Below are 13,443 nucleotides of genomic sequence, written 5' to 3' on the forward strand. Positions count from 1 at the left end.
CGATACTCTTTAGAGCCAAAAGCGGCGGTACTGCAAGCGAGCATCTTGGTGACATTTTCAATGACGACGGTTCGGAGCGTTTTCCGATGTTTATTGAGGTAGTTTAGCCAATTATCGTTGGCATTGAAGAGTTGTTTGATGGGCTTATTCGGATGCATGACCTATAGGATAAACGATTCATGTAAAACGACCTAGTAGGATGAGTCTCTTTGTTTTCGGCCGTAGGCCGCTCAGGCGACAACGTCGCCGGTTCTAGATATGCTCAACCAACTCAGTGCGCGAGATAACCTTATTTTGATTGTGCATGAAGTACGCCACCACTTTGTATTCTAGCGCTGTTAGGCTAACCGCTTGACCTTGCCAAAGCACTTTTGAACTGCGTGTATCTAGGCTTAAATCGCCGATCTGTAGAATAGGCGCTGCACTGCCTGATGCTCGGCGCAACTGTGCACGGATTCGAGCAATCAGTTCGACCATTTCGAATGGCTTGGTTAGGTAATCATCTGCGCCCGCATTCAGGCCTTCAACACGCTGAGTTAAGGTGTCTCGTGCACTTAAAATAACTACGGGGGTGTTGATGTTTTCGTCTCGAATGCCTTTCAATACGGTTAAACCATCTAACTTTGGCAAGCCGAGATCGAGCACGATGGCATCCCACTCTTCTGATGTTGCGCGATAGAGTGCATCAATACCATCTTGAGAAAGTTCTGGAACCCAATCTGCTCTCTCTAATGTTTCAATGATTTGTTGTCCCAAACGAGGTTCGTCTTCAACGACTAAAATTTTCATGATTGTTCTTCTTCATTTTTGTAGTAATTATTTGTCGTGTTTAATGGCATCTTTAAAATTTCGACCTTTAATCATGATCATTTCCATCGTTTCGGCGTTGTATTGCACTTTGATGATGTTGTTTTGGTGATTAATCTTAAGCTCATACACCCAAATATCATCGTCTTCTTCTAGTTCGACTTTGATAATTCGGCCATAAAGATCGTTTTCGACGGCTGCATACATTTCAGAAAAAGGGCGAATATATCCCTTTTTTACGGCTTGATAGACTTCGTCTTGATCCTCTTCGAATTCGATATGAGTGCCGACCTTATGGACATCTTGTACTAACTCATGGCCATTATGATCGGAGCTGGCCCATACACAGGCAGAAGAAAAGAAGCCTAAACATATAGAAAACAATGAAATCATAGCTTTACTAAACATAGCGAATCCTAGAGAAGGTTGACAATGTTCAGTATAAAAAAATGATTCTGAACAGAAAGTGAACCTGATTAATTATGAGAATTTGATACACAAAAAATAGATAATCAACGTTGTTGAAGTTCGTCTTCGAATATTTTATCTCTCATTTTCCAAAAGCGTCCTACTTTACGCGCAATCACGAATTGAGGTGGGCGAAATCGATGTTGGTGGGCGACCACTTTAGTTGGGGAAGCTTCTTCGAAAGGACGGTGTCTGTCAGCAAGGTGAGGGCGAACAAACTGATCCTTGAATGTCTGCTTTTGCTTCTTTGTGGTTAATGACCAGAATTCATGCACTTGCGCTTGGTTTTCACCACGATAGGTGACTTTAAGTTGTGACTTACCTTTTTCGTCTTTGAGTACATTAAGGTCCATCTCTAAGCATTCAAATACGAGGGCGTCTTTTAAATTTAACGCTTCTTTGAGCTTTTTGTCGGGGTCAACTAAAGTGGCATCGCACTCATGACAAATACGCGCGGCAATGTCGTTATCAGCTCCGCATTCACCACAATACTTGGCGCGGAAGCGATACCCACAGTGTTCGCGCTCTCCGGTGTCTTCGTCGGTAAAGTAGCCCTGGCACTTGCGGCCAAAGTGTTCGAGTAGGAAGCCATTGCTGTCGAGTTTGCCCCAAAAGTTGTTATTGAAGCCACAAGCTGGGCAGGGAATGGTGATGATCTCACTGTCGGAATCCGGCTTAGGATCACCGACTTCAGGTTGGTAGAGGTCGTAACTGTTGCCCGCGTAGTCGAGTACCAAACACGCCTTTTTACCCGGCGATAAGCGTAATCCACGGCCAACGATTTGTTGGTATAAACTGATGGATTCTGTTGGCCGTAAAATCGCAATGAGATCCACATGTGGGGCATCGAAGCCTGTGGTTAATACTGATACGTTAACTAAGAACTTTATTTTACGTTCTTTGAAATCGTTGATGATTTGGTCTCGTTCGAGGGTTGGTGTTTCGCCGATGACGATGGATGATTCACTTTCGGGCAGTAAACCGAGGATCTCTTGAGCGTGTCTAACGGTCGCAGCAAATACCATGATGCCGACTTTGTCTTTGGCCAGCTCGATGATCTGGTCGACAATCTGTGGCGTCGCGCGTTTAGATTGTTCGATAACCATGTCGAGTTCGGCTTCTTTGTAGCGACCGGTGCTCGCTGGCTTGAGCTGTGAAAAGTCATAACTTAAAACGGGGGCATCAATCATGTGGGCTGGCGTGAGAAAGCCTTCGTCTAATAGGTAGCGAATTGGGAGTTCGAAAATACAGTCTCTGAAAAAACGAGGCTCTTCAGAACGAACTTGGCCACGTGTGTGATATTGATAAATCCAACCCATCCCAAGACGATACGGGGTCGCAGTCAGGCCGAGCACTTTGATTCCCGGATTGTTTTCACGTAAGTGAGAGATGACTTTTTGATAGCTACTGGTCTTTTCATCGGGCACACGGTGGCATTCATCGATAACCAACAGTGAAAATTGGTTTGAGAATGAATCGAGATTTCGCACCACAGATTGTACTGAAGCAAACACCACTTGTTGGTCGGTCTCTTTTCTCCCTAAACCGGCTGAGAAAATTGAGCCTTTTAACCCGTAACCTTCATACTTTTCATGATTCTGTTCAACCAACTCTTTTACGTGAGCCAGTACCAACACTCGACCTTTCGCAAGCCTTGCCAATTCAGCAATTACAAGGCTTTTTCCAGCACCAGTCGGAAGCACGAGAACAGCCGGAGTTTGGTGTTTTCTGAAGTAATGAATTACGGATTTGACGGAGTCTGCTTGGTATGGTCGGAGTGTATACATAAGGTGTCTTTTATGATGAAAAACAAATAGTGTGAAATAGCTCAACTATTTGAGCAAAGGTGACTATAATACCCGACTTAGATTAGTTGAGGTATTCATGCGTTTAGATAAATTTCTGTGCGATGCGTTAGGCGTCACTCGAAGAGAAGCAACACACTTATTAAAGTCAAAAGCAGTGACAGTGAATGATGTCATTCAAAAAAGCGGCTCACTTAAGGTAACACAAGAGTGCGTGGTGGAATGGCAAGGCAATGAACTGCATGTTCATGGCCCGCGTTACATCATGCTTTATAAGCCAGAAGGTTTTGTTTGTTCGCATGAAGATGGTGCAAATCGTATTGCATTTGAATTACTCGATGAAATCAAAATGGATAAGTTGCATTTTGCGGGTCGCTTAGATGTCGATACCACTGGCCTAGTGTTGATTACTGACGACGGGAAGTGGTCTCACCGTATTACGTCACCAAAGCATAAATGCGCAAAAACATACCGTGTATGGCTTGTTGAGCCTGTTGAGGCGGATTATGTTGAAAAATTCAAAGAGGGTATCCAGCTTAAAAGCGAAGAAGGCCTGACATTGCCGGCACACCTTGATGTTCGTGCAGAGCGTGAAGTGCTACTAACGATTCACGAAGGTAAATACCACCAAGTTAAACGTATGTTTGCCGCACTTGGTAACAAGGTAGAAGCTCTACACCGTGAGCGTATCGGTGAGATCGAGATGGACGAATCTTTGGAGTTGGGTGAATACCGTTACCTAACGCAAGAAGAAGTGGACTCTATCTGGAAGTAATCCTTTCTATTTAATGTGGCCGACCAAGGATAGCGTCGGTTGATGATGTTGACTGGTACTAGGAAAGTCTCAGCCAATCTTTTGACTTGCGTACTCACGCCAGTCCCTAGTTTTTAGTATTCGTTGAACATTCGGAGAACCATGCAAACATCGACCTCTCAAAGCCCTAACTCTCAACCAGAAACGCCTCAATTAGGTTTGGTGCTGTTTTTGATTTTAGGTGCGATTGGCGCCTTGACGCCGCTCGCGATTGATATGTATTTACCAGCGATGCCGACCATTGCCAAAGATCTTGGTGTCACCGCCGGTGAGGTGCAAATCACACTCACAGCTTATACCGCAGGCTTCGCATTGGGCCAGTTACTTCACGGTCCTTTGGCGGACAGTTATGGTCGTAAACCTGTGCTGTTGATTGGTGTAATTTTGTTTGCAGTGGCTGCGGTGGTCAGTGCGACCACACATGGCATTGAAGCTCTGACGTTAGTTCGCATGGCTCAAGGTTTTGCCGGTGCTGCGGCAGCCGTCATCATTCAAGCGATTGTGCGCGATATGTTTGACCGTGAAGACTTCGCGAGAACCATGTCTTTCGTTACTTTGGTGATGACGGTTGCGCCACTGGTCGCTCCAATGATCGGTGGTTACTTGGCAGTGTGGTTTGGTTGGCGTTCAATTTTTTGGGTGCTGGCTATTTTTGCGGTGATCGTTATTTTAGCGGTATTGATGAAAATTCCCGAGACATTGCCGCCAAAGAGCCGTCAACCACTGCGCTTTAAAACGACGCTCCGAAATTATGCCCGCTTGTGTAAAAACCCGACGGCCATGGGGTTGATTTTATCTGGTGCGTTCTCTTTCTCAGGGATGTTTGCATTCCTCACTGCTGGCTCTTTTGTCTACATTGATATCTATGGCGTACGCCCTGACTTGTTTGGTTACCTATTTGGTTTGAACATTGTTGCGATGATACTCATGACGACAATCAATGGACGAATCGTTAAGAAGGTTGGTTCTCACGCTATGTTGCGAGCCGCGTTAATTATTCAATTACTGGCGGGCTTAGGCTTACTCTTTGGTTGGGTGTTGGATCTCGGACTTTGGGGAATTGTGCCGTTTGTGATGTTATTTATTGGCACCATTTCGACAATAGGCAGTAATTCTATGGGCCTATTGCTCAGTGGTTATCCAAACATGGCGGGCACGGCTTCATCGCTTGCGGGGACATTAAGATTTGGTACCGGTTCTGTCGTTGGGGCTATCGTTGCGATACTGCCAAGCGACAGTGCAGGGTCTATGGCTATGGTAATGGCTGCCTGTGCAGTATTGTCAGCATTACTCTATTGGACATTAGGAAAGAAGGCATAATGTCAAAATACTATATTGAAATTCAAAAGTTAGTGAATGATGCGTTGGGCGAGCTTTACGCTCTGCATCAAGCTGGCAAAGCGGTTGATGCGCCGATTGCGAATAACCTTTACTTGGTTCGTTGGGTAACGAAGGCGATTAAGGCTCAATCTTATGATCGTGTGGTTGTGCCTGATTTGGTGCGTTGGCAGAAACAGGGCCGATCACAAGGCAACAATGCTGATTTGACCTTTACCTTCAAACGTATTTCTGCATTTTACGGTAAATTCTTCCCGGAAGGCGAACAGCCAAAAGTGTTGAAAGACAGCGATGTTGAAGCCTTTATGGATAAGATGTACGAGATGGGTTGGAGCGTATCGAGCGAAGATGAGCTAACAACGGGCGGCAAAATTCAGTTTTTCACGGATGGAGAACACTCTTTTGCGCTTTGTGGCAAACAGTGTGACGACTCATTTGACGGCGAGTTGATGGTGAAACCAATGAACTGGTTTGTTCGTGGTAATCACGCGGAGTTTATTCAAGCTGCGATGGAAGCCGGTTTCATGCTTCACAAAGTTACAGACTATAAGTCTGCGGTAAAGTACCACGGTGAGTACATTGTGTATCCTGGCAACCAAGGTAATCAACTGGCTGAGATTCCAATTAGCGTTATTGGTTAATCTCGTAACCATTGAAATGATAAAGACCGCCTAACGGGCGGTCTTTTTCTAGCTATGGGGTATGAAGGGGAGTCGTACTTACTTGCTTTTAAACTCTTTGCTCCTCGATACTCGAATCCCGTATCTGCTTTTATTCTTTTCTCATCTTGTCACCCGTATCTCGCATCTGCTCTTGTGCCTGCTTCTCTATCGCCTTCACCATGCCTTTAAAAATAAAGAGATGAGCGGGCATCATCACGAACCAATAAAGCAGCCCAGAGAACCCTTTTGGGTGCCACCAAGCTGAGATATTGAGAGAGCGAGTGTCACCATGGTCAGATACAGTAATTTCAAGTCGCCCGAGACCGGGGCCTTTCATCCCAAATAGCAGCGATAAAAACTGATTCTTCTCACAGCGAATGACTTTCCATGAATCGATTTTATCCCCAACCTTTAAGTGAGGTCCTTCAGGCGATTGTCGAATTGGAATACCGCCGCCGAAAAGAACATCTAACCATTCTCGCGTACGCCATAAAGCATTGGCAAAAAAATACCCCTGCTTAGGGCTGCCGATTTGTTGAGCGACGTACCAAAGCGATGCTAATGAGGCCGTCGAGGTGATAGTTGCGCCGGTTTTCTTAGGGTAGTAACCGTATCCGGCTTGCCAACGTTTGAACGCCGTTTTATCAAACCCCCACACATTGCTTTTGACGAAATTTCCTTCGGCGTGAATCGCTTGCTCAACCATGCTCTCGAATGAGACAAGCTTTTGAGGGTATTTTTCTCTAATAGTGGTCGAACTGGCGATGAAATCGTGCTTTAAGCCAGCAAGAAGAGCCCGGCCAATGTTAGATGGAACAGACGTCACCACACCGAGCCAATAGGAAGCAATCTTAGGTGTGAGCAGTGATGTCGCCCAAAGCCGAAGTGGACGATTGGCTGTTTTGGCAATATGAGCAAACTGATTCCGATAAGAGATAATATCTGGGCCGCCGACTTCGAAGGTTTGGTTTTCTGTTGGTGTCTCTTGTGCCAGTTTTAGTAGGTAATAATTAAGGTTCTGTAAGGCTATTGGGTTGGCTTTGGAGTCGACCCACTTTGGTGCAATCATGATGGGTAAGTTGTATACGAAATCTCGCATGATCTCGAACGCTGCAGAGCCTGGGCCAATGATCACGCCAGCTTGAAGTTCGGTCACGGGGACCGGGCCTTTACGAAGCAGTTCTCCGGTTTTCTTTCTTGCCTGAAGGTGATCAGAATCACCGGTCTGAGGCTGAAGGGAGCTTAGGTAGATGACGTGTTGATTCTTTGGCCCAAGCGCTGAAACAAAGTTACGTGCCAAGCTCAGTTCATAGTCAATGAAGTCATGACCTTCAGCCATTCCATGCACCAAGAAAAAGATAAGATCGAAGTCGGGAACGAGTGCCTGTGTCGCGGCTTTATCCACCAGGTCGAGATACTTAAGTGATAAATTGTCGTGAGGTTCGGTTCGAGCGGTTAAATAATCGATATGCCTTGCAGCGGCTGTGACGTGATACCCTTGTTCTAATAATAAGGGGAGGAGCTGCGAGCCAACATATCCAGAAGCGCCTAATACCAGTACTTTCTTCATCGTTACTCCATTTATCTTTGTGGTTAAAAACCGAACATGGATATAATAGCGCGATATATCTCTTTATTCATCAATACGTTCCGTTTGGGTATCTTTATGTTGATCTCTTCTATCATTCATCACACTCGTGGCGATTTTATTCGTAAGCTTATTGCGATTGCTGTGCCTATTACTTTGCAGAGTATTATGTTTTCAAGCCGAGGGTTGGTGGATGTGTTGATGTTAGGTCAACTTGGTGAAGCTGATATTGCAGCCGTGGGGGTTGCTAGCCGGGCGATGTTTGTAACGACCATTATGCTGGTGGGTGTTACCACGGGTGGTGCTCTGCTAACGGCTCAATATTGGGGGGCGGGTAACCGACAAGGTGTGAGAGAAAGTACTGCGCTGACGTGGCTGGTTTCGACACTGTTTGCGTTGCTGACAATTGTTTTATTCGTTTCTTTTCCTAAACAAATCATGGGCTTGACGACACGATCTCAAGAAATCATCAGCCTAGGCGTTGAATACATCGTTATCACTTCATTTAGCATGTTAACGGTATCTTATGTCAGCAGTATGACTGTGGGCTTAAGGGCGATGCATAGGCCGGGGCTCAGCACTTTCTTCAGTGGGATCGGTATTTTATCGAATGTATTCTTAAACTGGGTTTTGATTTTTGGTCATTTTGGCTTTCCGGCTCTTGGGGTCAAAGGGGCGGCGATTGCAACGCTATTGAGCGGCCTAATTGAAGCGATAACCTTATTTGGCTACCTCTATGGTTCAAAGCACTTACTGGCTTTCAAGTTCTGCGATATTCAAACTGCCGCGACGATAGAAAAAGTGGTTCGTTTCTTAAAGCTATCACTTCCTACCACCTTTAACTTTTTCGCGTGGGCGGGAGGGCTGTTTGCTTATCAAGCGATCATGGGGCAATCGGGGGTGCAAGGTTTGACTGCTCTCTCGGTCATGACGCCTGTTGAGTCTATTTCGTTGAGCTTATTGATCGGCATGTCGAATGCCGCGGCGGTTTTAGTGGGTAACCAACTGGGCGCTAAGAATAATGAAGCGGTTTACTATCAAGCATTAGGTTTAACGATACTGTGTTTCTTTACTAATGTTGTCGTGGCGATCTTCCTGTATTTTATGCAAACACCAATACTTAATGCTTTCAGTGCGTTGACGGAAGAAACCAGAGCTCTTTCAGAGAAGTTTATGTTCATTTTAAGTGTTGGAATCGTCATCCGCTCAATCCCAATGACCGTGATCGTGGGGGTGCTGAGGGCTGGGGGGGATGTGAAGTTCTGCCTTTATCAAGACCTTATCGCACAATGGGTGATTGGCATTCCTGTGGCTGCCATCGCTGCTATTTATTTTAAACTCGCACCGGAATGGGTATATTTGCTGTTTCTTACTGAAGCGGTCATGAAGTGGGGGGGCTCGCTTTATCGTATGAAAACAAGGAAATGGATTAATAATTTAATAGGAAGTTGAACTCGGATCTATCAATTGTATGACTTTATCGTTGATGTGATCTATCTTTCAAAATACTTTCTCCTAACAGGGAATTAGTGTAGATTCTCATTCCAAATTCTAACTAATGTGAGCTGTTTAATGTTAAAACTGTCTGACCTATGTAAAGGCTATGTCGATGGGGGGGAGTTCCACCCTGTTTTACAAGGTGCTGAGTTAACATTAAATCAAGGCGATCAACTTGCATTAATGGGAGAAAGCGGTTCAGGTAAAAGTACATTGTTGAATCTCATCGCGGGTCTCGATCTTGTCGATTCAGGTGAAATCGTTTTCCCAAACTTCAATATGCATGATTCTACCGAAAGTTGCCGTACTTCATACCGTCGCAATAATATTGGGCATATCTTCCAACAATTTAACTTACTGCCGACACTTAATATTGCCGATAACATCCGTTTCTGTCGTCAACTAAAAGGGTTACCGGAAGATAAAGGGTTATGGAGGCAGATTTTGTCTGCACTCGATTTAATGCCTTTGCTTGGACGTTACCCAGAAGAGGCGTCAGGTGGGCAGCAACAACGAGCGGCCATCGCTCGTGCTTTGTATATGGAACCCAAAATCTTGTTGGCTGATGAACCTACGGGAAGCTTAGATGAGCGTAATGCCGAAGCTGTGATGCGTTTGTTAACCTCTTTGACCCGTCAGTTAGAATGTACTTTGTTGCTTGTTACGCACAGTGAAAAAGTCGCATTGCATATGGATGGTCGGATCCGGCTACAAGGAGGGCAACTGCATGTTATGGCCCGTAGTTAAGGCACTACTCGGCCATTATCGGCGTTATCCGCTTCAGGTTCTTTTGGTATGGCTTGGTTTAACCCTCGGTGTATCGCTTTTGGTTGGCGTTACGGCCATCAATGAGCATGCTAAACAGAGTTATGCGCATGGCGAAAGGCTTTTTTCGAATCCGCTCCCATATCGGATCCGACCAAAACACAATGCCAATAAAATCCCACAAGGCTTCTATATTCAACTTCGCCGTGAAGGCTTTCAACAGTGCTCTCCTTTTGATTACCATCGTATCACTGACGAAAATGGCGCGAACTTTATGTTAATAGGCTTAGACCCTGTGTCTATGCTTCAACTTCAACCCAGTGTTGCTTTAAAAGATCTCGTTACTCTAAACCTAATGAAGCCACCATACCCTATTCTGGTCAGTGATGATCTCGCTGAGTACATGGAGTGGGCGAATGGAGACTATCTCCATCTTATGGATGGCTCGAAATTAGGGCCCATTTTTGTTGATCATCATAACTTTATCAACGGTACTCGGCTGATTGCTGATATTTCATTGCTCCGAATGCTTAAACGCAGTGCAGGGCTTTCTGTTATTGCTTGTTCAGATATGCCACCAGAAAAACTGGAACGCCTTAAGAATATGCTGCCAAACGGCTTGACAATTACTCGGACTTCAAAGGCGGAACTTGAGTCGCTAACCAGTGCTTTTCACTTGAATTTAACGGCGATGGGTATGTTGGCGTTTGTCGTGGGTTTGTTCATTTTTTATCAGGCTATGTCACTGTCATTTATTCAACGTCAGCCATTAGTTGGAATCTTAAGGCAAACCGGTGTATCGGGTTGGCAGCTTGCCAAAGCGCTTTGTTTAGAATTGCTGCTCTTGGTCGTCATTAGCTGGATCTGCGGTAACATATTTGGCGTGATGTTAGCGAATCAACTGTTACCTGCGGTTTCTTCAAGTTTAGGGGATCTTTACGATGCGGATGTGGGCTTAACACTGAGTTGGGATTGGCGCTGGAGTGGTTATAGTTTACTCATGACCTTGCTTGGTGCTGCATTAGCGTGCACCTGGCCCTTGGTCCGTTTGTTGAAATCTCAACCTATTCGTTTAACTTCTCGATTGTCCTTAATGCGTTTCGCTGGTACCGAGTTTACTTGGCAAGCGTTGCTTGGTTGTGGCTTTTGTGTCGCTGCAGTTGCTGTGTATCAAGCGCCTCAAACTCAAGAAACGGGGTTTGTGATTATCGCGCTGATGCTTGTGAGCGTGGCGCTGTTTACACCTTTCTTGATGTGGAAATTATTCAACAGTTTGTCTTACTCATTACGTTGGGTGCGCGCTCGCTGGTTCTTTGCCGATGCAGCCTCAAGCATGAGTTACCGTGGTGTCGCGACGATGGCCTTTATGTTGGCGTTATCGGCTAATATTGGTGTTGAAACCATGGTGGGCAGTTTTAGAGACACCACCGATAAATGGTTAACACAGCGTTTAGCTGCCGATCTTTATATCTATCCAACCAACAACGCAGCGCCTCGCTTGAGTAACTGGCTATCAGAGCAACCAGAGGTTGAGTCTGTTTGGTGGCGTTGGGAAAAAGACGTTACGTCCCCTGTAGGGAATATTCAGGTTGTGAGTACCGGGCCATCTGAAGGGGAATTAGAAGCACTAACGATTAAGTTAGGTATACCCAATTATTGGTATCATTTACATCACTCTAAAGGTGTGTTGATCAGCGAGTCAATGTCGCTCAAATTGGGTATTCGCCCCGGTGATTATATCGATCTTTACGATAACCTTGGTTCAGGTTGGCAGGTTGTCGGCGTTTATTATGATTATGGAAATCCATATAATCAGGTCATGATGTCTCATCGAAACTGGCTGAATGGATTTGCCGGAAAGGGAAATGTGGGGCTTGGCGTTAGATTAAAAGATGATGTGAATGCGCGCGGTTTGCGTGGTCGTTTAGAGAGTGTGTTCAGGCTTGGTTCAGAACGTATTTTTGATAATAACAACATCCACAGCCAAGCAATGCGTGTGTTTGATCGAACATTTGCCATTGCCGACACATTGGGCAATATCACGTTAGTCATTGCAGTCTTCGGTATTTTCTTTGCTACCGTTGCTGGGGAAGTATCACGCCAAAGGCATATTTCATTGCAACGTTGTTTAGGGGTTTCCGCGAAAGAGCTTATCTTAACCGGTAGCCTACAATTATTTGTATTTGGACTCATCTCTTCCTTGGTGGCAGTGCCACTTGGTTTGGCTCTGGCAAATTTAGTGGTTGATATCGTTATTAAGCAGTCTTTTGGCTGGTCACTCGAGTTACAAGTGATTCCATGGAACTATTTGATGACATTTGCGTGGGCGATGGCCGCGTTAATGCTTGCCGGTGCTTTACCTGTGATAAGAATCATTCGGAACACGCCGATGAAATCATTGAGGGATGCGCTTTAATATGCTTCAACGAAATAGACCTACCAAGTACAGACGTCGATTTTTCTCCTCTCTATTATTGATGAGTTTCTTCGGTGCTATTTTAGGAATTTGGGCTTACTCTTCCTATTCTGCCGACGTTGACGAAAAGGCTGGAAACGAAGTTAACTCAATACTGGTTAACGAACACTTCAATGTATTCGAGCCTGTGTTACCCGGCCGTAGCGTCGCATTACCGCGTGACTTCCAGTTCCACCCCGAGTATCAACATGAGTGGTGGCACTACTTTGCATCTTTAATAGATGATCGTGGTAAACAGTACTCTGTTCAATGGAGTTTCTTTCGTGTGGCAACCGATGAGCGTGAAACGCCGGGGTGGCAAAGTCCGCAAATTTACATTTCAAATATCGTCATTTCCTCTGAATCCAAAGTTTGGAAAGAGCAGCGTTTAGCGCGTGGTGGTATTGGTCAAGCGGGAATGACGAATGGCCCATTTAGAATTTGGATTGATAATTGGAGTTGGCGGGGGCTAGGTAACACTCCGTTTCCTGGGCGTCTGCACGTGAAAACGGATAGCTTTGGTCTTGAGCTGAATACTGTGACTAAAGGGCCTTATGTGCTCAACGGCGATAATGGCTATCAGAAAAAACACGATTTGCTGCCTATCGCCTCTTATAGCTTTAGTGCTCCATTTTTGTCTTTAAGTGGTGTGTTAAATCTAGACGGTGTCGCAAAGAAAGTGGCAGGGACTGCGTGGGTAAATAAAGAGTGGGGCAGTGGCTTGCTCGGCATGGGTCAACAGGGTTGGGATTGGTTTGTGTTTAATTTGGATGATGGAACTGCATTGAGTATCAGTCGTTACCGTCACAATAAGCAGTTACCGTATGTTTTTGGTACCTTAGCGACCCGGTCTGGTCAAGTTTACCAGTTAACGGAATCTGATATCTCGATGAAGCCATTGAAGAAGACGACGTTGTTTAACGGTAAAAGAATGCCCTTACAATGGGTTATTAGTGTACCTAAGTATGAGATAAACCTGACTACGCGCATTAAACGTAAGGATATGTGGTTACCATTTGTCATACCCTATTGGGAAGGGCCAATTACGGCGAATGGAAGCCATAATGCGACGGGATTTATGCAGTTAACTGGCTATTAAAAATCACCTAAGGCTATCATTTGATAGCCTTTTTTTATATTTTTGTATCTTCAATTCTCGAATTAATTCTGCATACATCATCCATGTTCTCATCTATACTTGGCTCATGTTGTGTAATAATAACTATGGTATATACGACATATTG

Annotated in this window: 10 protein-coding genes and 2 pseudogenes; 7 read left to right on the forward strand and 5 right to left on the reverse strand. The window is 45.1% G+C overall.

Annotated features, from left to right (window positions below):
- The 4 genes and pseudogenes from L4B77_RS13480 to radD form a co-directional block, all read right to left on the reverse strand.
- Window positions 1–158, reverse strand: a pseudogene (locus L4B77_RS13480) (IS91 family transposase); the annotation flags it as partial.
- Window positions 159–255: 97 nt separating this feature from the next.
- Window positions 256–789, reverse strand: a pseudogene (locus tag L4B77_RS13485) (response regulator transcription factor); the annotation flags it as partial.
- A gap of 27 nt (window positions 790–816) precedes the next feature.
- The gene (locus L4B77_RS13490; RefSeq protein ID WP_261839414.1) at window positions 817–1,215 is read right to left on the reverse strand and encodes a PepSY domain-containing protein; all 399 of its coding nucleotides are present in this window, start codon (window positions 1,213–1,215) and stop codon (window positions 817–819) included.
- Window positions 1,216–1,319: 104 nt separating this feature from the next.
- Complete coding sequence (gene radD / locus L4B77_RS13495; RefSeq protein ID WP_429751009.1) at window positions 1,320–3,062, reverse strand: DNA repair helicase RadD; 1,743 nt, start codon at window positions 3,060–3,062, stop codon at window positions 1,320–1,322.
- Between the two features lie 97 nt (window positions 3,063–3,159).
- On the opposite strand from radD, the gene rsuA reads away from it, so the two are divergent.
- The 3 genes from rsuA (at window position 3,160) to L4B77_RS13510 (ending at window position 5,873) form a co-directional block, all read left to right on the forward strand.
- Window positions 3,160–3,855 carry a 16S rRNA pseudouridine(516) synthase RsuA gene (gene rsuA, locus L4B77_RS13500; protein ID WP_429751011.1) on the forward strand — a complete coding sequence of 232 codons (696 nt, stop codon included), beginning with the start codon at window positions 3,160–3,162 and terminating at the stop codon, window positions 3,853–3,855.
- Between the two features lie 141 nt (window positions 3,856–3,996).
- Window positions 3,997–5,214, forward strand: a complete 1,218-nt coding sequence (locus L4B77_RS13505; protein WP_261839417.1) for a Bcr/CflA family multidrug efflux MFS transporter — start codon at window positions 3,997–3,999, stop codon at window positions 5,212–5,214.
- A complete protein-coding gene (locus L4B77_RS13510; RefSeq protein ID WP_429751013.1) occupies window positions 5,214–5,873 on the forward strand; it encodes a DUF2913 family protein in 660 nt (219 codons plus the stop codon). Before L4B77_RS13505 ends, L4B77_RS13510 begins: the two co-directional genes overlap by 1 nt.
- Before the next feature lie 130 nt (window positions 5,874–6,003).
- On the opposite strand, the gene L4B77_RS13515 is transcribed toward L4B77_RS13510, so the two are convergent.
- A complete protein-coding gene (locus L4B77_RS13515; RefSeq protein ID WP_429751015.1) occupies window positions 6,004–7,464 on the reverse strand; it encodes a DUF2867 domain-containing protein in 1,461 nt (486 codons plus the stop codon).
- Between the two features lie 96 nt (window positions 7,465–7,560).
- Between L4B77_RS13515 and L4B77_RS13520 the strand changes: the two genes are divergently transcribed.
- From L4B77_RS13520 to L4B77_RS13535, 4 genes are all read left to right on the forward strand, one after another.
- Window positions 7,561–8,934, forward strand: a complete 1,374-nt coding sequence (locus L4B77_RS13520) for an MATE family efflux transporter (RefSeq protein WP_261839690.1) — start codon at window positions 7,561–7,563, stop codon at window positions 8,932–8,934.
- A 120-nt stretch (window positions 8,935–9,054) separates the two neighbouring features.
- A complete protein-coding gene (locus tag L4B77_RS13525) occupies window positions 9,055–9,726 on the forward strand; it encodes an ABC transporter ATP-binding protein (protein WP_429751017.1) in 672 nt (223 codons plus the stop codon).
- Window positions 9,707–12,160, forward strand: a complete 2,454-nt coding sequence (locus L4B77_RS13530; RefSeq protein WP_372065641.1) for an ABC transporter permease — start codon at window positions 9,707–9,709, stop codon at window positions 12,158–12,160. The genes L4B77_RS13525 and L4B77_RS13530 overlap by 20 nt, the downstream gene beginning before the upstream one ends.
- Window positions 12,150–13,298, forward strand: a complete 1,149-nt coding sequence (locus L4B77_RS13535) for a lipocalin-like domain-containing protein (RefSeq protein ID WP_429751019.1) — start codon at window positions 12,150–12,152, stop codon at window positions 13,296–13,298. Before L4B77_RS13530 ends, L4B77_RS13535 begins: the two co-directional genes overlap by 11 nt.
- The last annotated feature ends 145 nt before the right edge of the window (window positions 13,299–13,443 follow it).

The organism is Vibrio minamisatsumaniensis, assembly GCF_050337445.1.
Classification (GTDB): Bacteria; Pseudomonadota; Gammaproteobacteria; order Enterobacterales; family Vibrionaceae; genus Vibrio; species Vibrio artabrorum.

Bases quoted from the DNA above. Each gene is read 5' to 3' on its own strand.
- L4B77_RS13510 (WP_429751013.1), top strand. From the start codon at position 5,214: ATGTCAAAATACTATATTGAAATTCAAAAGTTAGTGAATGATGCGTTG.
- L4B77_RS13530 (WP_372065641.1), top strand. From the start codon at position 9,707: ATGTTATGGCCCGTAGTTAAGGCACTACTCGGCCATTATCGGCGTTAT.
- L4B77_RS13525 (WP_429751017.1), top strand. From the start codon at position 9,055: ATGTTAAAACTGTCTGACCTATGTAAAGGCTATGTCGATGGGGGGGAG.
- L4B77_RS13490 (WP_261839414.1), bottom strand. From the start codon at position 1,215: ATGTTTAGTAAAGCTATGATTTCATTGTTTTCTATATGTTTAGGCTTC.
- rsuA (WP_429751011.1), top strand. From the start codon at position 3,160: ATGCGTTTAGATAAATTTCTGTGCGATGCGTTAGGCGTCACTCGAAGA.
- L4B77_RS13515 (WP_429751015.1), bottom strand. From the start codon at position 7,464: ATGAAGAAAGTACTGGTATTAGGCGCTTCTGGATATGTTGGCTCGCAG.
- L4B77_RS13535 (WP_429751019.1), top strand. From the start codon at position 12,150: ATGCGCTTTAATATGCTTCAACGAAATAGACCTACCAAGTACAGACGT.
- radD (WP_429751009.1), bottom strand. From the start codon at position 3,062: ATGTATACACTCCGACCATACCAAGCAGACTCCGTCAAATCCGTAATT.
- L4B77_RS13505 (WP_261839417.1), top strand. From the start codon at position 3,997: ATGCAAACATCGACCTCTCAAAGCCCTAACTCTCAACCAGAAACGCCT.
- L4B77_RS13520 (WP_261839690.1), top strand. From the start codon at position 7,561: ATGTTGATCTCTTCTATCATTCATCACACTCGTGGCGATTTTATTCGT.